Origin of the sequence: Dorea sp. 210702-DFI.3.125 (assembly GCF_020560945.1) — a bacterium.
In the GTDB taxonomy this organism is placed as follows: domain Bacteria; phylum Bacillota; class Clostridia; order Lachnospirales; family Lachnospiraceae; genus Dorea; species Dorea formicigenerans.
On the sequence record NZ_JAJCNF010000003.1, the window covers coordinates 93,520 to 116,481 of the forward strand.

22 protein-coding genes and 1 riboswitch are annotated in these 22,962 nt (G+C 42.4%); of the genes, 21 read left to right on the forward strand and 1 reads right to left on the reverse strand.

What is annotated here, in order from left to right; translation table 11 throughout:
- The first annotated feature begins 5 nt into the window (after window positions 1-5).
- The 17 genes from LI164_RS02505 to LI164_RS02585 all read left to right on the forward strand — a co-directional run bounded on the left by LI164_RS02505 (window position 6) and on the right by LI164_RS02585 (window position 16,977).
- Complete coding sequence (locus LI164_RS02505; RefSeq protein WP_005331874.1) at window positions 6-497, forward strand: Lrp/AsnC family transcriptional regulator; 492 nt, start codon at window positions 6-8, stop codon at window positions 495-497.
- Window positions 497-1,663 carry an aminotransferase class I/II-fold pyridoxal phosphate-dependent enzyme gene (locus LI164_RS02510; protein ID WP_005331879.1) on the forward strand — a complete coding sequence of 389 codons (1,167 nt, stop codon included), beginning with the start codon at window positions 497-499 and terminating at the stop codon, window positions 1,661-1,663. The genes LI164_RS02505 and LI164_RS02510 overlap by 1 nt, the downstream gene beginning before the upstream one ends.
- Window positions 1,664-1,915: 252 nt before the next feature.
- Window positions 1,916-2,428, forward strand: a complete 513-nt coding sequence (locus tag LI164_RS02515) for a tRNA (cytidine(34)-2'-O)-methyltransferase (protein ID WP_005331883.1) — start codon at window positions 1,916-1,918, stop codon at window positions 2,426-2,428.
- A 339-nt stretch (window positions 2,429-2,767) separates the two neighbouring features.
- Complete coding sequence (locus LI164_RS02520) at window positions 2,768-3,328, forward strand: hypothetical protein (protein WP_005331887.1); 561 nt, start codon at window positions 2,768-2,770, stop codon at window positions 3,326-3,328.
- A gap of 12 nt (window positions 3,329-3,340) precedes the next feature.
- Window positions 3,341-3,862: a hypothetical protein gene (locus LI164_RS02525; RefSeq protein WP_005331888.1), complete on the forward strand. Its 522-nt coding sequence runs from the start codon at window positions 3,341-3,343 to the stop codon at window positions 3,860-3,862.
- A gap of 13 nt (window positions 3,863-3,875) precedes the next feature.
- Entirely contained in the window at window positions 3,876-5,606 is a 1,731-nt protein-coding gene (locus LI164_RS02530; RefSeq protein ID WP_005331889.1) for a V-type ATP synthase subunit A, read from the forward strand.
- Window positions 5,607-5,617: 11 nt separating this feature from the next.
- Window positions 5,618-6,913: a V-type ATP synthase subunit B gene (locus tag LI164_RS02535; RefSeq protein ID WP_005331890.1), complete on the forward strand. Its 1,296-nt coding sequence runs from the start codon at window positions 5,618-5,620 to the stop codon at window positions 6,911-6,913.
- Between the two features lie 12 nt (window positions 6,914-6,925).
- The gene (locus tag LI164_RS02540; protein ID WP_005331891.1) at window positions 6,926-7,540 is read left to right on the forward strand and encodes a V-type ATP synthase subunit D; all 615 of its coding nucleotides are present in this window, start codon (window positions 6,926-6,928) and stop codon (window positions 7,538-7,540) included.
- Complete coding sequence (locus tag LI164_RS02545; RefSeq protein ID WP_005331893.1) at window positions 7,537-9,387, forward strand: V-type ATP synthase subunit I; 1,851 nt, start codon at window positions 7,537-7,539, stop codon at window positions 9,385-9,387. Before LI164_RS02540 ends, LI164_RS02545 begins: the two co-directional genes overlap by 4 nt.
- A 23-nt stretch (window positions 9,388-9,410) precedes the next feature.
- Entirely contained in the window at window positions 9,411-9,845 is a 435-nt protein-coding gene (locus tag LI164_RS02550; protein ID WP_005331894.1) for an ATP synthase subunit K, read from the forward strand.
- A gap of 105 nt (window positions 9,846-9,950) precedes the next feature.
- Window positions 9,951-10,334, forward strand: a complete 384-nt coding sequence (locus LI164_RS02555; protein WP_173793735.1) for a hypothetical protein — start codon at window positions 9,951-9,953, stop codon at window positions 10,332-10,334.
- Between the two features lie 252 nt (window positions 10,335-10,586).
- Complete coding sequence (locus tag LI164_RS02560) at window positions 10,587-10,997, forward strand: C-GCAxxG-C-C family protein (RefSeq protein WP_117606407.1); 411 nt, start codon at window positions 10,587-10,589, stop codon at window positions 10,995-10,997.
- A 102-nt stretch (window positions 10,998-11,099) separates the two neighbouring features.
- Window positions 11,100-11,594, forward strand: a complete 495-nt coding sequence (locus LI164_RS02565) for a shikimate kinase (RefSeq protein WP_005338021.1) — start codon at window positions 11,100-11,102, stop codon at window positions 11,592-11,594.
- A 272-nt stretch (window positions 11,595-11,866) separates the two neighbouring features.
- On the forward strand, window positions 11,867-13,159 hold the full coding sequence (locus LI164_RS02570; protein ID WP_005331917.1) for a UDP-N-acetylglucosamine 1-carboxyvinyltransferase: 1,293 nt from the start codon (window positions 11,867-11,869) through the stop codon (window positions 13,157-13,159).
- A gap of 86 nt (window positions 13,160-13,245) precedes the next feature.
- Window positions 13,246-13,344, forward strand: a riboswitch (SAM riboswitch).
- A gap of 135 nt (window positions 13,345-13,479) precedes the next feature.
- Window positions 13,480-14,667 (forward strand): methionine adenosyltransferase, encoded by a 1,188-nt coding sequence (gene metK / locus LI164_RS02575; RefSeq protein ID WP_040015373.1) that lies wholly within the window; start codon window positions 13,480-13,482, stop codon window positions 14,665-14,667.
- A gap of 131 nt (window positions 14,668-14,798) precedes the next feature.
- Complete coding sequence (locus LI164_RS02580; protein WP_227086701.1) at window positions 14,799-16,295, forward strand: HAMP domain-containing sensor histidine kinase; 1,497 nt, start codon at window positions 14,799-14,801, stop codon at window positions 16,293-16,295.
- Window positions 16,288-16,977 carry a response regulator transcription factor gene (locus LI164_RS02585; RefSeq protein WP_117657457.1) on the forward strand — a complete coding sequence of 230 codons (690 nt, stop codon included), beginning with the start codon at window positions 16,288-16,290 and terminating at the stop codon, window positions 16,975-16,977. Before LI164_RS02580 ends, LI164_RS02585 begins: the two co-directional genes overlap by 8 nt.
- An 86-nt stretch (window positions 16,978-17,063) precedes the next feature.
- On the opposite strand, the gene LI164_RS02590 is transcribed toward LI164_RS02585, so the two are convergent.
- The gene (locus tag LI164_RS02590; RefSeq protein ID WP_227086702.1) at window positions 17,064-17,825 is read right to left on the reverse strand and encodes a TSUP family transporter; all 762 of its coding nucleotides are present in this window, start codon (window positions 17,823-17,825) and stop codon (window positions 17,064-17,066) included.
- Between the two features lie 285 nt (window positions 17,826-18,110).
- On the opposite strand from LI164_RS02590, the gene rpsL reads away from it, so the two are divergent.
- The 4 genes from rpsL (at window position 18,111) to tuf (ending at window position 22,716) form a co-directional block, all read left to right on the forward strand.
- On the forward strand, window positions 18,111-18,530 hold the full coding sequence (rpsL, locus tag LI164_RS02595; RefSeq protein WP_005331923.1) for a 30S ribosomal protein S12: 420 nt from the start codon (window positions 18,111-18,113) through the stop codon (window positions 18,528-18,530).
- A 257-nt stretch (window positions 18,531-18,787) separates the two neighbouring features.
- Window positions 18,788-19,258 carry a 30S ribosomal protein S7 gene (rpsG, locus tag LI164_RS02600; protein ID WP_207635665.1) on the forward strand — a complete coding sequence of 157 codons (471 nt, stop codon included), beginning with the start codon at window positions 18,788-18,790 and terminating at the stop codon, window positions 19,256-19,258.
- A 17-nt stretch (window positions 19,259-19,275) separates the two neighbouring features.
- Window positions 19,276-21,393 (forward strand): elongation factor G, encoded by a 2,118-nt coding sequence (gene fusA / locus LI164_RS02605; RefSeq protein ID WP_005331926.1) that lies wholly within the window; start codon window positions 19,276-19,278, stop codon window positions 21,391-21,393.
- Between the two features lie 129 nt (window positions 21,394-21,522).
- Window positions 21,523-22,716, forward strand: a complete 1,194-nt coding sequence (gene tuf, locus LI164_RS02610; RefSeq protein ID WP_005331928.1) for an elongation factor Tu — start codon at window positions 21,523-21,525, stop codon at window positions 22,714-22,716.
- The last annotated feature ends 246 nt before the right edge of the window (window positions 22,717-22,962 follow it).

The following is a 22,962-nucleotide window of genomic DNA, read 5'->3' on the forward strand; positions in this document are numbered from 1 at the left end:
TTAAGATGAACGAAATTCGTAGTGAGATATTAAAACATCTGGAAAAGAACAGCAAAGCTGATCTTGGGGAACTTGCAATTTTACTTGGGACAGACGAAATTTCTGTTGCAAATGAAATCGCAGACATGGAGAAAGAAGGGATTATCTGTGGTTACCATACACTAATCGACTGGGACAAAGCCGGAAGAGGTTTTGTGAATGCATTGATCGAAGTTCGCGTGACCCCGCAGAGAGAGCGTGGATTTGACCATATGGCTGACCGTATTGTGAACTATCCGGAAGTAACTGCAGTTTACCTGATTTCCGGATCTTATGATTACCTTGTCAGCATTGATGGAAAGACACTGATGGAAGTATCAAGATTCGTATCAGAGAAGTTATCGACTCTGGAAGGTGTAGTAGGAACAACGACACATTTCGTCTTAAAGAAATATAAGGATCATGGAACGATCCTGAAACATGAGAAAAAAGAAGAAAGGATACCGGTGATGCCATAATGAGAGATCCATTATCTAAGAAAATAACCGGCATTGCACCGTCAGGTATCCGTAAATTTTTTGATATTGTAAGCGAGATGCCAGATGCAATTTCCCTTGGAGTGGGGGAGCCGGATTTTGACACTCCTTGGAGAGTACGGGAGGAAGGAATCTATACTCTGGAAAAAGGACGTACATTTTATACGTCAAATGCAGGACTTAAGGAACTGCGTCAGGAAATCAGCAACTACCTGGACAGAAAGATCCATGTGCGTTATGACTATGTGCATGAGGTTATGGTAACGGTTGGCGGAAGTGAGGGAATTGACCTTACCATGCGTGCTATGCTAAATCCGGGAGATGAAGTGCTTGTGCCTGAGCCGTCTTATGTATCCTACGCACCGTGTGTCACACTGGCAGATGGTGTGCCGGTGCCGATTCCGATGAAAGAGGAGAATGAATTCAAACTAACAGCAGAAGAACTGGAAGCTGCAATCACACCGAAGACAAAAATTCTGGTGCTTCCGTTCCCGAATAACCCGACCGGCGCGATCATGACAAAAGAAGACCTGGAACCGATTGCCAAACTTGTAGAGAAATATGATCTCTATGTATTGTCTGATGAGATTTATTCAGAACTGACTTATAAGACAGAACATGTTTCCATTGCATCCCTTCCTGGTATGCGGGAGAGGACGCTGGTCGTAAATGGATTCTCAAAAGGTCTTGCCATGACGGGATGGAGACTGGGGTACATATGCGGACCGCAGATCATCATGGAGCAGATGGTGAAGATCCATCAGTACGCAATCCTGTGTGCACCGACAAACAGTCAGTATGCAGCAATCGAGGGATTGAAGAACTGTGATGATGAGATTCAGAAGATGCGCACAGCATATAATGAGAGAAGACGTTATCTTATGCATACGTTTAAAGAAATGGGGCTTCGTTGCTTTGAGCCATTTGGAGCATTTTATGTGTTCCCGAACATTCAGGAGTTTGGGATGACGTCTGAAGAATTTGCGACGGAACTGCTTCGAGAGGAGAAGGTCGCAGTTGTTCCGGGAAGTGCATTTGGTGCAAGTGGAGAAGGATATATCCGAATTTCCTACGCATATTCATTGGACGATTTGAAAGAAGCGCTCGGACGGGTAAATCATTTTATCGAAAAACTGAGAAAAAAATAGAGGCTTTGATATTGTTAAAAAAATGCTAATAAAGCCTGAAAATAAAGAAAAAATGAAAGGGAAGAGACATATCTGCAAGCATACAGGTATGTCTCTTTCTGCAAGTAATTTGTTCATAATATGCAAAAAATATCAATTAAGATAGAAAGAAAAACACATTTTTACTAGAAAAACCATTGACTTATTGTATAAAATTAAGTACAATTTTGTACAAATAGTTTTTTTGAATAAATGCAGAAAGGTGATAGATAAATGCTAAATATCGTACTGCACGAACCGGAGATACCAGCGAATACTGGGAATATCGGACGCACATGTGTGGCAACTAATACCAGATTACATCTGATCGAACCATTAGGATTTCGTCTGGATGAGAAAAACCTGAAACGGGCCGGTATGGATTACTGGGGAAGTCTGGATGTGACTACATACATTGATTATGCGGATTTTCTGGAACGCAATCCAGGAGCAAAGATCTACATGGCGACGACCAAGGCACCGAAGGTGTACACGGAAGTGAGTTATGAACCGGATTGCTATATTATGTTCGGAAAAGAGAGTGCGGGGATACCGGAGGAGATTTTGGTACAACATCAGGAAGACTGTGTAAGAATTCCGATGGTGGGTGATATCAGATCTTTAAACTTAAGCAATTCCGTGTCGATTGTTCTTTATGAAGCTCTGCGGCAAAATGGCTTTGCAGGGATGAATCTGGAAGGACATCTGCACAGATTACACTGGGGAGACTCAGGGAAACTATTATAATAGCCTTCATGAAAATATAAAAACACTCTGTAAATATATGAAAAAATGATAAATTTATAGATTTTCCAGGTTTGGTATATTATAATTTCAATTAGAAGGTTTATTCTATCTAAAGGGAGAGGTGGTGAGCAAACGGCAGAAGCAGCCATTGAGAAGAAGGGGGAACGGAAAACCTCTGGAGTTCTTAATGTGAAGCTTGGGGAAGCTTTGTACTGCTGAGTCCCAGACACGGACAATGGGATGAAAGCCTGAAAGAAGAATTAAAAGTCCGAAAAATGCCATAACAGCAGATGCTGTGGCATAACAGAACCAAGAAAATAAAGAAAAGGAAGTGAACTTATGGAATTACAGATTCAAGACTTAGTTTCGTCAATCCGCAAAGACGGAATTGAGGCGGCTAATGCAGAAGCAGAAGCAATTATTTCAGAAGCTAAGAAAAAAGCAGAAACAATTGTAGCAGATGCGAAGGCTGAGGCTAAGAGTGTTCAGGAAGCTTCAGAAAAAGAGATCGGTATTCTTAAAGAAAGCGCTGCAATCAGTGCAGAGCAGGCAAAAAGAGATGCTATGCTTGCATTCAAAACTGAGGTACAGGCTGAATTTGAAAAGATTCTTTCAGCAAAGATTGAGAACAATCTCTCAGACGCAGCTCTTGGAAAACTGATCCACGCTGTAGTATCAGATGAAGATGTGAAGAATTATGCAGTTGAAGTTTCAGAAGTGAACGATTCACTCAAAGCAGAACTTGCAGAAGAGATCAAGAATGGACTTGAAATCAGACCTACAAAGGGTGTCCGCGCAGGATTCCGTTTGGCTGCAAAAGACGGTTCAGGTTATTTCGACTGTTCTGATGATGAGATCATGCAGATGCTGATGCCATACTTCAGAGATCTCGATTTCTAACAGGAGGTGCATATGGCTTCATATTATTACTTGATATCAAGCCTGCCGGACCTGAGAACAGACGGGGAGATGCCATTTTCCTATGAGGAATTTCTTGGCATGTGCCAGTCAAATGTAAGTGAATCAAAGTATGAGTGCTTAAAGAACCTGACACTTTCGTCAGAAGAGGGACCAATCATGAAAGAGTGGGCTGCCTCTTATAAGAATCTTATGAGCGAACTCAACTATCAGAGAAGTGTAAATCTGGGAAGACCATATCTGGCATCCTATGATAAGGATTCTGTGACTGCACAGGTAGCAGGAGCAGCGCTGGCTGCAAAGAATCCGCTGGAAGCAGAGAAGATCTTGCTGGATTATGAATTTGATAATCTTGATTCATTGGTAGGCTTGCATACTTTCGATGATGTATATTTATTCGGGTATGCGATTAAATTAAAATTGCTTGAACGCCAGAGCTGTTTTGTTCAGTCAAAAGGACAGAAGGAATTCAAACGTCTTTTTGATCAGGTGCAGCAACGCGTATATAGCTTATAACAGGAGAGAATTGATGGAAACAGTAACAGGATATGTAACTGGTATTAACGGAAACCTGGCAAACGTCAGCTTTGATGGTGCAGTTCATAAGAACGAAGTTGCTTATATTCTTGTTGATGGAAAACGTCTTAAAGGAGAGGTTATCCGAATCAACAATGGTGTTGCCAGCATGCAGATCTACGAGATGTCAAATGGTATCAAAGTCGGAGATCAGGTAGAGTTTACTGGTGAGCTGATGAGCGTAGAACTTGGACCAGGTCTGTTAACCCAGGTATTTGATGGACTTCAGAACCCGTTGCCGGATCTTGCAGAGCAGTGTGGATTCTTCCTTGAGAGAGGTGTGTATCTTGATCCTATTCCAGATAGAGACTGGGAGTTCACACCATCTGTAGCAGTTGGAGATTCCGTAGAAGCAGGAGATTCAATCGGTAGTGTTCCTGAAGGATTATTTAAACATGAAATTATGGTTCCGTTCACACTGAAAGGTAGTGACTGGACAGTTAAATCTATTAAAGAAAAAGGCTCTTATAATGTAAGAGCAACAATTTGCGTGATCGCAAACAGCAAAGGTGAGGAGAAAGAACTCAGCATGGTAATCTCACAGCCAATCAAACAGGCTGTAAAATGCTATGATGAGAGACTTCGTCCGGACGAGCCGCTGGTAACACAGCTTCGTTGTGTAGACGCATTCCTCCCGGTAGCAAAAGGTGGAACATTCTGCGTTCCTGGACCTTTCGGAGCTGGTAAGACAGTTCTTCAGCATATGGAAGCAAAGAATGGTGAGGCAGATATCGTTATCGTGGCAGCTTGTGGAGAGCGTGCCGGTGAGGTTGTAGAGATTCTGAAAGAGTTCCCTGAACTGGAAGATCCTAAGACAGGAAGATCTCTTATGGAAAGAACAATCATCATCTGTAATACATCTTCCATGCCGGTAGCGGCCAGAGAGGCTTCCTGCTACACAGCCGTAACACTTGCAGAGTACTACAGACAGATGGGACTTGACGTTCTTCTTCTTGCAGATTCTACAAGCCGTTGGGCACAGGCGATGCGTGAGATGTCAGGACGTCTGGAAGAGATTCCAGGTGAAGAGGCATTCCCGGCTTACCTTGAGTCTACAATCGCTTCTTTCTATGAGAGAGCTGGTAAAGTAAGACTTAAGAATGGTAAAGTCGGATCTGTTACAATCGGTGGTACAGTATCACCAGCCGGTGGTAACTTTGAGGAACCTGTAACACAGGCAACACTGAAGGTAGTTGGAGCATTCCACGGACTTTCAAGAGAGCGTTCAGATGCTCGTAAATACCCTGCAATCCATCCGATGGATTCATGGTCTAAATATACCGGTGTTGTAGATATGGGACGTATCGAAGAGGCTCGTGCAATCCTTACAAGAGGAAACGAGATCAATCAGATGATGAAGGTAGTTGGTGAGGAAGGAACATCCGCAGAAGACTACATCATTTATCAGAAAGGCGAACTTCTTGATGCTGTATATCTTCAGCAGAACTCATTCGATCCGATTGACGCAGCATGCCCACCGGAGAGACAGAGACAGGAATTCGATAAACTTTATGAAGCATTAATGGCGTCCTATGATTTGGAAGACAAGAATGAAATTCGAAGCTTCTTCAACCAGTTGAGACAGGAATTCCTTGACTGGCATGGTACTGTCTTTGAGACACCAGAATACCATGAGCAGGCGAAGAAGATTGAGGAATTCTACAAGTCAAAAGCAGTTGAGTAGGAGGTTCTAAAGTGCAGAAAGTATATACAAAAATTGAATCAATCGTCGGTAACGTTGTTACTGTTAAAGCAGAAGGTGTTCGTCTTGGCGACCTTGCTTTAGTAGGTGACAGTTACGCGACAGTTATTAAACTTGACAGAGACATTGTATCTCTTCAGGTATTTGCAGGTGCACAGGGTGTTGGAACCAACGATTCTGTTCGTTTCCTTGACAGACCTATGATGGTTTCCTTCTCAGAGCATCTGCTCGGACGTGTATTTGACGGAGCAGGAGTTCCAAGAGATCACGGTCCGGCACTTACAGAGAACATGATTCCGATCGGTGGACCTTCATTTAACCCTGCAAAACGTATTCTTCCTAAGAATATGATCCGTACAGGTATTCCGATGATCGACGTGTTCAATACACTGGTAGAGAGCCAGAAACTCCCGATTTTCTCTATTTCAGGTGAGCCTTACAATGCGTTACTTTCACGTATCGCTCTTCAGGCAGAAGTAGATGTTATCGTACTTGGAGGTATGGGTCTGAAATATGACGATTACCTTACATTCCGCGATACACTTGAAAAAGGTGGAGCAATGAGCCACACAGTTATGTTTATTCATACAGCAGCTGACCCGATCGTTGAGTGTACACTGGTTCCAGATATGTCTCTTGCTGTTGCAGAGCAGTTCGCTCTTGCCGGAAAGAAAGTACTTGTACTTCTTACTGACATGACAAACTACGCAGATGCACAGAAAGAGATGGCTATCACGATGGAGCAGGTACCATCAAACCGTGGTTATCCGGGAGACCTTTACAGTTGCCTTGCATCTCGTTATGAGAAGGCGGTTGATATCGAGGGTGCAGGTTCTATCACAATCCTTGGTGTTACAACAATGCCAGGTGATGATGTAACTCATCCGGTACCTGATAATACAGGTTATATCACTGAAGGTCAGTATTATTTGAAAAATGGACATATCGAGCCATTCGGTTCTCTTTCACGTCTGAAACAGAACGTAAATGGTAAGACAAGAGATGACCACCGTGCATTGATGGATGGCATGATTCGTCTGTACTCACAGTACAAGGAAGCTCTCGAGAAGAAATCCATGGGATTCCTTATGAGTGAATGGGACGAGAAACTCCTGAAATACGGTGAATTGTTCGAAACAAAATTAATGGACCTTAGTGTTAATATCCCACTTGAAAATGCACTTGATCTTGGTTGGGAAATTCTTGCAGAGTGCTTCGAGCCAAATGAGACTGGTTTGAAGACAAGTCTTCTGAAAGAAAGATGGCCAAAGAAAGAGGCATTAAACTAAAAGGAGTAGTTGATGGCTATCAAACTTACAAAAAATGAGCAGAAGGTGCAGAAAGACCACCTGAAACAGTATCAGCGCTATCTTCCTACTCTGCAGCTTAAAAAACAGCAGTTGCAATCGGTAATTATGAAGACGAAAGCTGAACTGGAGCAGAAGGAAGTCGAACGTGCTCAGATGATTGGAGACTTGGATGACTGGGTTGCAGTTTTCGCGGAGAATGAAATCTTCGATGAAGAGAAAAAACTCGATCACCTGGTACAGCCAGAGACAGTTATCTGTAAGAATGAGAACATCGCAGGTGTAACGGTTCCAACATTTCAGGAGCTGACATTTAAAGACATTGTTTACGATGTTGACGACTATCCTTTGTGGGTTGATACTGCAATTGTAAAACTTCGTGAGATTGCTCGTCTGGATGCATTGGTATCTACACTTCGAAAACAGGAAACACTTCTTGAGAATGAGCTTCGTGCTACATCTCAGAGAGTAAATCTGTTCGAGAAAGTTAAGATTCCGGAGGCAAAGGAGAATATCCGTGTGATCGGTGTATTCCTTGGAGATCAGCAGACAGCGGCAGTTGTTCGCGGAAAGATTTCAAAGAAAAAACTTGTGGAGGCGGCAAAATGATTGAAAAGATGAAAATGGTCTATGTCGTGTCATCCGTCTCCAAGAAAGATGAGATGCTCGATGGACTTCGGGATCTCGGACTTCTGCATCTGGCAGAGAAGAAAAGTCCGGCACGCGCAGCGTCAGAAAGATTTACAACACTTTCTAAGACTGCCGGAGTATTATTAGACTATGCGCCGGATAAAAAATCCAAGGGGAAAGAAGAAGCTCCGATCCTTTCAGACGAACAGTTTGAAGAGATGTATCAGGGCGTGCTTGCAGCACTAGACAAAAAGTCAGCGCTGTCCCAGGAAATGAGTGCAGCAGGTGCAGAGATAGAACGAGTAAAAGCATGGGGCGATTTCGCACCGGCTGAATTAAAAGAATTAAAAGAAGCAGGGTATGATCTTCATTTTTACCGTCTGGCAAAAAATGAATTTGAGATGGCTGAGCAGGATCCGGAAGTTAAAATGATCCGTCTTGCTACTATTGATAAGATGGATACCGTTGCTGTAATCGGAGCTTTACCGGCAACAATTCCGGCAGCAGAGTTCGCAATTCCGGAAAAAGGAATCAGTGAACTTACAAAAGAGATTGAGGAGTGCCAGCGTCAGAACGCAGAGTGCGACGAGATTCTTAAAAAAGCTGCTGTATATGATGCCAGTTTTCAGGCTCAGATGCTCAAAGCTCAGAACGAGGAGAATTATTCTTCCGCAAGTGAGACCGCAGAAAGCGATGAGGATTTCGTATGGATTTCAGGATATCTTCCAGAGGAAGACCTTCCAAAATTCAAAGAAGCGGCTTCAGCAAATAAATGGGCTTGGGCGCAGGAAGACGTAGCAGAGGACGACGATCAAGTGCCTACGAAAGTTAAATACGGAAAAGTCTCCGGACTGATCCAGCCGGTATTTGATATCTTAGGAATCCTTCCGGGATACAGAGAGTCTGATATCTCACTTTGGTTCTTCCTGTTCTTCACACTGTTCTTTGCAATGATCATCGGTGATGCCGGATATGGTATGCTGATTCTGATCGGAACAATAGTATTTGCAGTGAAGACAAAAGGCGAAAAGAAATATAGCAACATAGTTTACTTATTATTTGTACTTTCAATTGCAACCGTTATATGGGGAGCGATTACCGGTACCTGGTTCGGAATGGAGTCAGCAATGAATGTTCCGTTCCTGAAAGCACTGGTAATTCCAAGCTTTGCAAACTATCCGGATTACTTCGGAGTTACAGCTCTTGCACAGCAGAACACGATTATGAAGTTCTCATTCTCTGTAGGAGCAATTCAGATGGCGCTTGGTAGTCTGATCTCTATTAAGAAAAAGATTGCTGAGAAGAACCTGAGCTGGGTTGCAGACCTTGGCTGGCTCGTAGCAATTGTAGCAATGTATTTATTATCACTTTATCTGGTAATCGGAGAGAGCATTAACATCACACCGGTATTTGCAATGATTGGTGTAGCATTTTTACTTGTTGTTCTCTTCGGTGCAATGTCACCGGATCGTACATTTGCACAGGGGCTGAAAGCTGGTCTTGCAGATGCGTTTACCGTATTCCTGAATACGATCAGCTGCTTTGGTAACGTAATGAGTTATATCCGTCTGTTCGCAGTAGGTATGGCAGGACTTGCCATTTCTCAGAGCTTTAACGGAATCGCAGCAGGATTCCACGGACCGCTTATTATTCTCGCTGTTGTAGTTGTACTCATCGGACACGGACTGAATATTATCATGTGTTTCCTGTCAGTCGTAGTACACGGTGTCAGACTGAACGTTCTGGAGTTCTCAGGACAGGCAGGACTGGAGTGGACAGGAATTGCATACGAACCATTTAAAGTAAACGATAAAATTATTAAATAGTATTTAATTAAAGGAGAAAAATTATGAATTTAGCATTTGTTGGAATGGCAGCTGCACTTGGTTTATCTGCTTCAGGATCAGCATTCGGTGCAGGATTTGCAGGACAGGCAGCAGTAGGAGCATGGAAAAAGTGTTATGCAAGTGGAAAACCGGCACCGTTCATCATGATCGCGTTCGCTGGAGCACCTCTTACACAGACAATCTACGGATTCCTTCTTATGAACTTTATCAAATCAGCAGTAGAAGGCGGAGCAGACGCAGGACTGGCACTTGGTGTTGGTATCTTCTGTGGACTCGCAATCGGACTTTCAGCATTATTCCAGGGTAAATGTGCCGCTGGAGCATCTGATGCATTAGGAGCAACCGGAAAAGGTACAGCTAACTACTTTATCGTAGTAGGTATCGTAGAGACAGTAGCCCTCTTCACATTGGTATTCGGCTTACTGCTCTTAGGTTAATAAAAAACAGAATACAGAAAAATTTGAGCGGAACAGCAATTGCTGTTCCGCTTTTTTCCTTTCTGCATATGATAAAGCAGATGAATTTTGTGGGAGTGTATGAACATGGATGAAAAACTTCCTTACTATATGGCGTATCCAATGCCGCTATTGTATGATGATGAGCGTCAGAACCAGAGGGATTATGAATATATGAAGAGTGTATATCCAGGAACGGCAAAGCGTCTGATACCATATATCGAAGAGGAATGTGACCGTCTGGAGTATATGGGGAGCGTTATGTATGACGAATATCCGGACCGGCTGCAGTTGCTGCTGCTTTGCAGAAGAATTTATAATCGCGCGAAAGCAGATGAAACAAAGAAAGATGAAGCAAAAGAAGGCGAGGAAACAGGCGAGTGGCTGCAGAATCTGATCCAGGTCATGACTTATCAGGAACTGTGTCAGAGAAGACGGGAAAACAGAAGTATGAGACGGAAATATTATTGATTTAGCTGTTTAAAATCAGGTAGTATTAGAATTCTCAATAAAGAAGAAAAAGATAAGGGATGGGAAAAAGAAAAGATTCGTGATAAAATATACAGTATCTTTTATAGCTTGAAAATTGAAAGTGAAGGAGCACGGAATGCATAAGTGACATATCTTGTTGGAAAAGCGGATAAATGCAATTAAGTCATGCATAGCATATGTCGTGAGATAGGCTGATATACTGTAAATTATGGAAAAGATAAGGAGATAGGAATGGAAACAAGAGTAGACAAAGTTGCAGAAAAACATAAGAGTGGATACAACTGTGCACAGGCAGTAGCGTGTGCATATTGTGATCTGGTTGGAATTGATGAAGAAACGATGTTTCGTATGACAGAAGGGCTTGGCCTTGGAATGGGCGGCATGGAAGGAACATGTGGAGCTGTCACAGCAGCCTGTGTAATTGCCGGTGCCAAGAATAGTACTGTGGAAATGGGTGGTCCGGGAAGTAAAGGGGCAACTTATAAAATATCCAAAGAAATTGTGCGCAGATTCAAAGAGGAGAGTGGCAGTGTAATCTGTAAGGAATTAAAGGGAGTCGAGACAGGAACGCCGGCAAAAGCCTGTCCGGATTGTGTGAAAGATGCAGCCCGCATATTGGAAGAGGTTGTATTTGGCGAGTAGAAAAGTCACCTGTCCATTAGAGGCTGCATATAATAAAAGGAAAAGATGAAAGCACATTTATTATAAAAGGAAGAAAAGCAAAAATAGAAGGATAAAAACATCATGGATAACATCATTTTAATAGGTATGCCAGCGGTTGGAAAAAGCACCGTGGGTGTTATTGTTGCAAAGCGCCTGGGTTATAATTTTGTAGATACAGATCTGGTCATTCAGGAAAAGGAAGGAAAGCTTCTTAGAGAGATCATAGCGGAGGTTGGACCGGACGGTTTCCTGGAAGTTGAGGATAGGATTAATGCTGAAATCGAGGCGGAAAAAACAGTGATTGCACCGGGCGGAAGCGTTGTATATTGTGAAAATGCAATGAAACATTACAAAGAAATCGGAAAAGTCGTATATTTGCAGGTATCATTTGAAACAATAAATAAGAGACTTAGAAATGCAAAGAGCCGTGGAGTCGTACTGCGTGACGGACAGACATTGAAGGATTTATACGAAGAACGTGTAAAATTGTTTGAAAAATATGCAGATGTTACAGTGTGCGAAGATGGATTGGAACTGGAAGAAACGATTGAGAAAGTGTTGGCGAGTCTGAACTAATCCATGCGACGGAAGTTCAAATGTTACAAAAACATTACGTAAATATAAAAAATATTTTACGTGGCAAGTGTTTTGTGCTATACTGTTGTGGTACCCATAAGAGGGCGTGTTATTGTCATGCCATAAAAATATGACTTGACATACGGGGAGTTTATATAATATACTGTCCCTCGACCATGCATTTTTGTCTCGCTCAGGGATAAGGAGCTTGAGAGAAGGAAAGGTGCATAATATTTTAGAGAATATTGGTAGAATATATAGAGGTGTTATCTATGGAGCAATATATTATTAAGGGAGGTCACCCGCTTGTAGGCGAGGTGGAGATTGGTGGAGCGAAGAATGCGGCACTTGCGATTCTTGCTGCAGCAATTATGACAGATGAGACAGTCCGTATTGAGAACCTTCCAGATGTTAATGATATTAATGTACTTCTGGATGCGATTGCAGGTATTGGAGCAATGGTACAGCGTACAGACCGCCACACTGTTAAGATTAATGCGAAAGCAATTCATGATTTCAATATTGAATATGATTATATTAAAAAGATTCGTGCATCTTATTATTTGTTAGGAGCTATGCTTGGAAAGTATAAGCATGCAGAAGTTGCACTGCCTGGAGGATGTAATATCGGAAGCAGACCGATCGATCAGCATCTGAAAGGATTCCGTGCACTTGGAGCAGATGTAGAGATAGAATATGGTAAGATTCTTGCTGAAGCGGACCGCCTGGTCGGAAAGCACATTTATTTTGATGTAGTCAGTGTTGGAGCAACCATTAATGTTATGATGGCAGCTACAATGGCAGAGGGACTTACCATTATGGAGAATGTTGCAAAAGAACCTCACGTTGTTGATGTTGCAAACTTCCTCAACAGCATGGGAGCAAATATCCGTGGTGCCGGAACAGATGTGATCAAGATCCGTGGTGTTCAGAAACTTCACGGAACAGATTATTCTGTAATCCCAGATCAGATTGAAGCCGGAACATTTATGTTTGCAGCAGCAGCTACAAAAGGCGATGTGACAGTGTTGAATGTAATCCCGAAACATCTGGAAGCAACAATTGCAAAGCTTCTTGAAATTGGCTGCGAAGTAGAGGAATTTGACGATGCAGTTCGTGTAGTGTCAAAGGGAGACTTAAGAAGCACACATGTGAAGACATTACCATATCCGGGATTCCCGACGGATATGCAGCCACAGATGGGCGTTACACTGGCTTTATGCAAAGGGACAAGTATTGTGACAGAGAGTATCTTCGAGAATCGTTTTAAATATCTTGACGAGCTCGCAAGAATGGGTGCAAATGTCAAAGTAGAAGGAAATTCTGCAACGATTGAAGGTGTTGAGAAGCTTTCAGGAGCAAGGGTAAGCGCACCGGATCTTAGAGCAGGAGCAGCACTTTGCATTGCAGGTCTTGCAACTGACGGGATCACGATTGTTGACGACATTGTGTATATCCAGAGAGGATATGAGCGTTTCGAGGAGAAGATTCGTGGAATCGGCGGAATCATTGAACGTGTGTCTACAGAGCGTGAGATTCAGAAGTTCAAGCTGAAAGTCAGCTAATACAACAGAAAGTAAGATATGTATATTGACATTTCTTATGTATTGCGATAAAGTCATACATGTTACAAGATAATAATAATATTTTTCTCTTATTCAGAGCAGTGGAGGTACAAAGGACCTGTGAAGCTGCGGCAACCCCCGGTTCGGGAAGGTGCCGACCTGAGCGAGTAATCGAACAATAAGAGGATTGGCTTATGAAATATAAACAGTCCACTTAGTGTGGGCTGTTTCTTTGTGCAATGAACCCGCCATGCTATGTGCATTTTCAGGGTTTTAGCGAATCTCAGAATAAGAGTGAAGAACATGAAAAGGAGAAGAGAATGGAAAGACATTTATTTACATCAGAATCAGTAACTGAAGGACATCCGGATAAGATGTGCGACCAGATTTCAGATGCAATCTTGGACGCCCTTATGGAGCAGGATCCAATGAGCCGTGTTGCCTGCGAGACATGCACAACAACAGGTCTTGTTATGGTCATGGGAGAAATCACAACAAATGCTTATGTGGATATTCAGAAGATTGTAAGAGATACAGTCCGCGAGATTGGTTATACTCGTGGAAAATATGGATTTGATGCAGATACATGTGGTGTGATTACAGCAATCGATGAGCAGTCTGCAGATATCGCGCTTGGAGTTGACAAAGCTCTGGAAGCAAAAGAGAATAAAATGTCTGAAGAAGAGATTGCAGCAATCGGAGCAGGAGATCAGGGAATGATGTTCGGATATGCTTCCGATGAGACGCCGGAATTGATGCCATATCCGATTTCACTGGCACACAAGCTTGCAAGAAAACTGACAGAAGTCAGAAAAGACGGTACATTAAAATATTTAAGACCAGACGGAAAAACTCAGGTTACTGTAGAATATGATGAGAATGGTACGCCGAAGCGTCTGGATGCAGTTGTACTTTCCACACAGCACGATCCGGATGTGACACAGGAGCAGATTCACGAAGATATTAAGAAATATGTTTTTGACCCGATCATTCCGGAAGGAATGGTAGATGAGAATACAAAATTTTTCATCAACCCGACAGGTCGCTTTGTAATCGGTGGACCACACGGTGACAGCGGACTGACTGGAAGAAAGATTATTGTAGATACTTACGGTGGAATGGCTCGTCACGGTGGTGGAGCATTTTCCGGAAAGGATTGTACAAAGGTAGACAGATCTGCAGCTTACGCAGCACGTTATGTTGCTAAGAATATCGTGGCAGCCGGAATTGCTAAGAAATGTGAAATCCAGTTATCTTACGCGATCGGTGTTGCACACCCGACATCTATCATGGTAGATACATTTGGAACAGGTAAGCTTTCAGATGAGAAGCTTGTTGAAATCATCCGTGAGAATTTCGATCTTCGTCCGGCTGGAATTATCCAGATGTTGAACTTAAGAAGACCGATTTATAAACAGACAGCAGCTTACGGTCACTTTGGACGTACAGATGTAGATCTTCCATGGGAGAAGACAGACAAAGCAGAGTTACTGAAAAGTTATCTGTAAGATTGATTTATAAAATTTTTAGAAATGTTTATGGACGCTTTCGTGTGAAGCGTCCTTTTTCATGCTATACTTGATTTTAGATGCAAAAGTGCATTTTGAGTGAGACCTGAACTTAAAAGGAGATTTATTTTATGAAATTTAAGACCAGGCTGGTAGTAGCGTTTTTTACAATTATATTAATTCCACTTGCATTATCTTCGGCGCTTGTGTGTATGGTTGGAAAATATCAACTTAGTTCTATTGAGAAAAATTATGGAATCAAGAATACGACAGTCGAGAGTCTGGCTAGTTCTGTAACCGTTCTTACACGGCTGACAGAACAGCCATATCGTGAGCTGGAGGCATTGATACGGGAAAATCCGGAAGAAATGGAAGATGCAGCACAACTGGAAAGTCTGAATGGTGAACTGCAAGATAAAAAATCTTATCTTCTTGTGAGAAAGAATGATACGATTGCCTATATTGGTACGGAGGCTTCTAAAGCTGAGAAAGTCATCAGCCAGCTCCCGGAGTATGGAGCGGCCGAGACGACATCAGAAAATGGTATGTATCTTGGAGGAAAAGCGCAAGTCCTTCTAAAACAGATTGATTTTCAGTATTCGGATGGAAGTGAAGGCAGTGCATTTATTGTGACAAATGTAGGAAGCCTGATTCCGGAAGTGAAAAATCTGTTCGTGGAGATTATCGTATGCATTTTCCTGGTACTTGTATTTACCGCATGTGTGCTGATCATCTGGATTTACAGAAGTGTCATGGGACCGGTCGGGAAGATGCGGGAGGCAACAAAGAGTATAAAAGAAGGAAATCTTGACTTTGAACTGCCGGTTGAGACAGATGATGAGCTCGGACAGCTCTGTGGGGATCTGGAAGACATGCGCAAACGTCTGAAGAATACGGCAGAAGAGAAACTGAAATTCGACAAAGAAAATAAAGAATTGATCAGTAACATTTCCCATGATCTAAAGACACCTGTGACGACCATCAAAGGTTATGCAGAAGGAATCATGGACGGTGTGGCAGATACTCCGGACAAAGTGGCAAAATATGTACGGACCATTTACAATAAAGCAAGCGAGATGGACGTACTGATCAATGAGCTGACTCTTTATTCAAAAATTGACACGAACCGTATTCCGTACAATTTCACAATTTTATCTGTGAATGATTATTTTAATGATTGTTCAGAGGATTTGTCTTTGGATCTAGAGGCAAAAAATGTGGAATTTGGTTATTTTAATTATGTAGAACCTGAGGTCAAGGTTATTGCAGACCCGGAACAAATTAAGAGAGTGGTGCATAACATTGTGAATAACTCTGTAAAATATATGGATAAAGACAAGCCAAAGATTAATTTGCGCGTCAAAGATGTAGGGGATTTTGTTCAGGTCGAAATCGAAGATAACGGAAAAGGAATTGCGTCAAAAGATCTGCCAAATGTGTTCGAGAGATTTTACCGGACGGACACATCAAGAAATTCCTCAAAAGGAGGGAGCGGTATTGGCCTTTCTATTGTAAAGAAGATTATAGAAGAACACGGTGGAAAAATCTGGGCAACGAGCCGGGAACATACCGGGACAACCATGTATTTTGTGCTTAGAAAGTATCAGGAGGTACCAGTAAATGAGTAAAATATTAATCGTAGAAGATGAAGAGACAATTGCAGATCTGGAAAAAGATTATCTGGAACTGAGCGGATTTGAGGTGGAAGTTGCAACTGACGGAGAGACAGGACTTGAAAAAGCCCTGAAAGATGAATACAGCTTGTTCATACTGGATCTCATGCTTCCGGGTGTGGACGGATTTGAAATCTGTAAGAAAATCCGAGAAGAAAAAAATACACCAATCATCATGGTATCCGCAAAGAAAGACGATATTGACAAGATCCGTGGGCTGGGACTCGGTGCAGACGATTATATGACAAAACCATTCAGTCCGAGCGAGATGGTAGCAAGAGTAAAAGCACACCTCGCAAGATATGACCGCCTGACAGGAAGCGCAGTGGAAAAGAATAAAATTATTGAGATCCGCGGACTTCGTATCGACACAACTGCAAGACGCGTATGGGTCAACGATGTAGAGAAGACATTTACAACAAAAGAATTTGATTTACTCACATTCCTTGCAAGCCACCCGAATCACGTATATACAAAAGAAGAACTGTTCCGGGAAATCTGGGATATGGAATCTATCGGAGATATTGCGACTGTGACTGTTCATATCAAAAAGATCCGAGAAAAAGTAGAAGTAGACACATCAAACCCACAGTACATTGAGACAATCTGGGGCGTGGGATACAGATTTAAAGTATAAAAAATTAAATTGAGGACGTAGCGCTTTAACAAAGTGCTGCGTCCTCATCGCTGATTAAGGGTGTCCCTTTTGGTGATTGTGCTGAATTAATAAACCCCAAGTGCTTTTAGTGCAAGCAGGAATAATACGAATATAATACTTGGTCTGGCAATTTTAGAACCGTTTTTCATCACAAGTCCGGCACCGATGTATCCGCCAAGCATATTGCAGGCTGCAGATGCAAGTCCGAGACTTAAAACGCCTTGTCCATTGTAAAGAAAGATTGCAAGTGCGGTCAGGTTCGTAGTCAAGTTGATGACTTTTGCCTGTGCATTTGCGGTCTGGATGTTCAGATGAGCAAATACTGTGAACGCGATAATTAAAAATGTTCCAGTTCCCGGTCCATAGAATCCGTCGTAACATCCGACGATAAATGCAGCTATCGTTGCAGTTAAGTAAGTTCTTCGGTTCAGAGTGATCTCTTCACTCCCTTCATCGTTAAATAATTTCTTGTTTAATACGAGAAATGCAGATACCGGAAGGATTACCATTAATACATAGGAAAGAATGTGTTCCGGGACGCGAAGGGAAATCTGTGCACCGATGAAAGAACCACAGATCGCAGCGACTACCGCAGGCGCTGCCAGCTTTAAATTAATGAGTTTTGCTTTCGCAAAACGGTAAGTGGCAAGTGCAGTCCCGAATGGACTGGATATTTTATTCGTTGCAATTGCTGCATGAGGCGGAAGCCCGGCAATTAAAAAAGCTGGAAGTGAAATCAGACCGCCGCCACCACCGATGGCGTCGACGAGCCCGGCGAGAAAAACAAGCGGGCATACGACTAAAAATGTATGAAGTGTGATATTCATATCAAGTGTTCTCCTGTCTTTTGTAAAATACTTTGATTCCAAAAAAGAAATCTTTTTTATTATAGAGAAAGATAATTTAAATGACAAGGGGAAAATCCATGAAAAACGTTATGTAAATCCGTAGAAAAACTCTGTAAAAATCTCTGTAAAAATCTTGCAAAACCCCTTGACAATTAAGCGGTTTCATAATACTATAATCTAGCGTGCATAAAAAGGCATTAGTTTTTAGTGCGCATATTTCGTGTAAACGAGGCAACTTATTACTATCATAGGAGGTGAAAGAGAATGCCAACATTTAACCAGTTAGTAAAAAAAGGACGTCAGACATCTGTAAAGAAGTCTACAGCTCCTGCACTTCAGAAAGGGTACAATTCTCTTAAGAAAAGAGCAACTAATGAGTCTGCTCCACAGAAGAGAGGCGTATGTACAGCTGTTAAGACAGCTACACCTAAGAAGCCTAACTCAGCTCTTAGAAAGATCGCCAGAGTTCGTCTTTCTAACGGTATCGAAGTAACAAGCTATATCCCAGGAGAAGGACATAACCTTCAGGAGCATAGTGTTGTACTTATTCGTGGAGGAAGAGTAAAAGACCTTCCAGGAACAAGATACCACATCATCAGAGGAACACTTGATACAGCAGGTGTTGCTAAGAGAAGACAGGCTCGTTCTAAATACGGCGCTAAGAGACCAAAAGACGCTAAATAAATCCTGAGCACTTAATGAGCATGACCGCAAGGGAAATGTGAATTTAGTACGAAGATTGTTCTTCGGAACTTAGCGAGGTAGTTCACGAGCTTAGTAAGAAGAACTGCCATATGAATTTATATTCACAAACAGAACTATGATTGAGTAAGTTGCGAGACATATAGATGTTGAGTTATGTCTTTGCACTACACTGTATCATCAGAACGACACATGTGAGTACCTATGAATTAATCAAAATGTTTAAGGAGGGAAGGACCGTGCCACGTAAAGGACATACTCAGAAAAGAGACGTATTAGCAGATCCAATGTACAATAGTAAAGTGGTAACAAAGCTTATCAATAACATCATGTTAGACGGTAAGAAGGGTGTTGCACAGAAGATTGTATATGGAGCATTCGAAAGAATCGCAGACAAATCCGAGAAGCCAGCAATCGAAGTATTCGAAGAGGCTATGAACAACATCATGCCAGTACTTGAGGTAAAGGCAAGACGTATCGGAGGAGCAAACTATCAGGTGCCAATCGAGGTAAGAGCAGACAGAAGACAGACTTTAGCGCTTCGCTGGCTTACAACATATTCCCGTCAGAGAGGCGAGAAGACAATGGAAGAAAGACTGGCAAATGAGATTCTTGATGCAGCAAACAACACTGGTGCATCTGTAAAGAAGAAAGAAGACATGCACAAGATGGCTGAGGCAAACAAAGCATTTGCTCACTATCGTTTCTAATATTTTAGGAGGCAATAATGGCTGAGAGACAATATCCATTAGAGAGAACCAGAAACATCGGTATCATGGCTCATATTGATGCTGGTAAGACTACACTGACAGAGCGTATTCTTTACTATACCGGTGTAAACTATAAGATTGGTGATACTCATGAAGGTACTGCTACTATGGACTGGATGGAGCAGGAGCAGGAAAGAGGTATCACAATTACTTCTGCAGCTACAACATGTCACTGGACATTGGAAGAGAACTGTAAGCCGAAGCCGGGTGCTCTTGAGCATCGTATCAATATCATTGATACTCCGGGACACGTTGACTTTACTGTTGAGGTAGAGCGTTCACTTCGTGTACTGGACGGAGCGGTAGGTGTATTTTGTGCTAAGGGTGGTGTAGAGCCGCAGTCAGAGAACGTATGGCGTCAGGCTGACACATACAACGTTCCAAGAATGGCATTCATCAACAAGATGGATATCCTTGGTGCTGATTTCTACAATGCTGTAGATCAGATCAGAACAAGACTTGGTAAAAATGCAATCGTTCTTCAGCTGCCAATCGGTAAAGAAGATGATTTCAAGGGAATCATTGATTTGATGGAAATGAAAGCTTACATCTACAATGATGATAAGGGAAATGACATCACAATCACTGATATTCCGGAAGATATGAAAGATGATGCTGAGCTTTATCACACAGAGATGGTTGAGAAAATCTGTGAGTTAGACGACGAGCTTATGATGATGTATCTTGAGGACGAGATTCCTTCAGTTGATCAGTTAAAGGCAGCTCTGAGAAAAGCAACATGTGAGTGTACAGCAGTACCTGTAACATGTGGATCAGCATACAGAAATAAAGGTGTTCAGAAGATGCTTGATGCAGTTATCGAGTACATGCCTGCACCAACAGATATCCCACCAATCGAAGGTGTGGATGAGGATGGAAACAATGTTGTAAGACATTCTTCAGACGAGGAGCCATTCTCAGCACTTGCATTCAAGATTATGACAGACCCATTCGTTGGTAAACTGGCATACTTCAGAGTTTACTCTGGTACAATGAACTCCGGTTCTTATGTACTGAATGCTACAAAGAATAAAAAAGAGCGTGTTGGACGTATCCTTCAGATGCATGCCAACAAGCGTGAAGAGCTGGATAAGGTTTATTCCGGAGATATCGCTGCAGCTATCGGATTCAAATTCACTACAACAGGTGATACAATCTGTGATGAGCAGCACCCAGTAATTCTGGAGTCTATGGAATTCCCAGAGCCAGTTATCGAGCTTGCTATCGAGCCTAAGACAAAGGCTTCCCAGGGTAAACTTGGTGAGTCCCTTGCAAAACTTGCAGAAGAGGATCCTACATTCCGTGCACACACTGATCAGGAAACTGGACAGACAATCATCGCCGGAATGGGTGAGCTTCACCTGGAGATTATCGTTGACCGTCTTCTTCGTGAGTTTAAAGTAGAAGCTAACGTTGGTGCACCACAGGTTGCATACAAAGAAGCATTTACTAAGGCTGTTGATGTAGATAGCAAATATGCTAAACAGTCTGGTGGACGTGGACAGTACGGACACTGTAAAGTTAAATTTGAGCCAATGGATGTTAACGGTGAGGAGACATTCAAATTCGAGTCTACTGTAGTTGGTGGAGCTATTCCGAAAGAGTACATTCCGAAGATCGGAGAAGGTATTGAGGAAGCTATGCAGTCAGGTCTCCTTGGAGGATTCCCGGTTGTTGGTATCCACGCTAACGTATACGACGGATCTTACCATGAGGTCGATTCCAGTGAGATGGCTTTCCATATCGCAGGATCCCTCGCATTCAAGGACGCTATGAAGAAAGCTGACCCGGTACTTCTTGAGCCTATCATGAAGGTTGAGGTAACAATGCCAGAAGAGTACATGGGAGATGTTATTGGAGATATCAACTCACGTCGTGGACGTATCGAGGGTATGGATGATCTTGGCGGTGGTAAGATCGTACATGGTTATGTACCACTTGCAGAGATGTTCGGATACTCTACAGATCTTCGTTCCAGAACACAGGGACGTGGTAACTACTCAATGTTCTTCGAGAAATACGAGCAGGTACCAAAGTCTGTACAGGAGAAGGTATTATCCAACAAAAATGCTTAATTCCTTGTAAAAAGGCGTAAAAAGGCTTGAAAAACTGTATGATTTGAAATATAATCAAAACTAGCCGAGTAATCGTAAAATATTTTTAGAAAATGCTTTAAAAGCATATATTTAAGGAGGATATTCAAAATGGCAAAGGCTAAATTTGAAAGAACAAAACCGCATTGTAATATCGGTACTATCGGTCACGTTGACCATGGTAAAACAACTCTTACAGCTGCTATCACAAAGACACTTGCAGCAAGAGTACCAGGAAACACAGCAGAGAACTTTGAAGATATCGATAAAGCTCCAGAAGAGAGAGAACGTGGTATCACAATTTCTACAGCTCACGTTGAGTACCAGACAGAGAAACGTCACTATGCACACGTTGACTGCCCAGGACATGCTGACTACGTAAAGAACATGATCACAGGAGCTGCTCAGATGGATGGAGCTATCCTTGTTGTAGCTGCTACTGATGGTGTTATGGCTCAGACAAGAGAGCACATCCTGCTTTCTCGTCAGGTAGGTGTTCCTTACATCGTTGTATTCATGAACAAATGTGACATGGTTGACGATCCAGAGCTTCTTGAGCTCGTTGAGATGGAAATCCGTGAGCTGTTAGACGAGTATGAGTTCCCAGGAGATGACACACCGATCATCCAGGGATCTGCTCTTAAAGCTCTTGAAGATCCTAGCTCAGAGTGGGGAGACAAGATCATGGAACTCATGGATGCTGTAGATTCTTATATCCCAGATCCAGAGCGTGATACAGATAAGCCATTCCTTATGCCAGTAGAGGATGTATTCTCTATCACAGGACGTGGTACAGTTGCTACAGGTAGAGTAGAGCGTGGTGTTCTTCATGTATCTGACGAAGTAGAAATCGTTGGTATTCACGAAGATACTAAGAAGACAGTTGTAACAGGTGTTGAAATGTTCCGTAAACTTCTTGATGAAGCTCAGGCTGGTGACAACATCGGTGCTCTTCTTCGTGGTATCCAGAGAACAGAAATCGAAAGAGGACAGGTTCTTTGTAAACCAGGTTCAGTTACATGCCACAAGAAATTCACAGCTCAGGTTTATGTACTGACAAAAGACGAGGGTGGACGTCATACTCCATTCTTCAACAACTATCGTCCACAGTTCTACTTCAGAACAACAGACGTAACAGGTGTTTGCGAGCTTCCAGAGGGAACAGAGATGTGCATGCCTGGAGATAACGTAGAGATGACAATCGAACTGATTCACCCAGTTGCTATGGAGCAGGGACTTCGTTTCGCTATCCGTGAAGGTGGACGTACTGTAGGATCAGGACGTGTTGCTACAATCATCGAGTAATCACTGACTAATATATATTGAGTACCGCAAGGTACATTGTGTCCAAACGTAAGATACCCCGGAACCGTAAGGTTTCCGGGGTTTTTCTGTACTCTAAGAAAAGAATTATTCGTAAATTTATCAGGTTAGTAATAGTGAAACATTTATCAGCAAGATGAAATACAGATAAATTTATAATTAAAAAATAAGACCAGCGGTGCCAAAACGGTGCCAAAAAGAAACTCCTGCGAATGTTTGCTATTCACA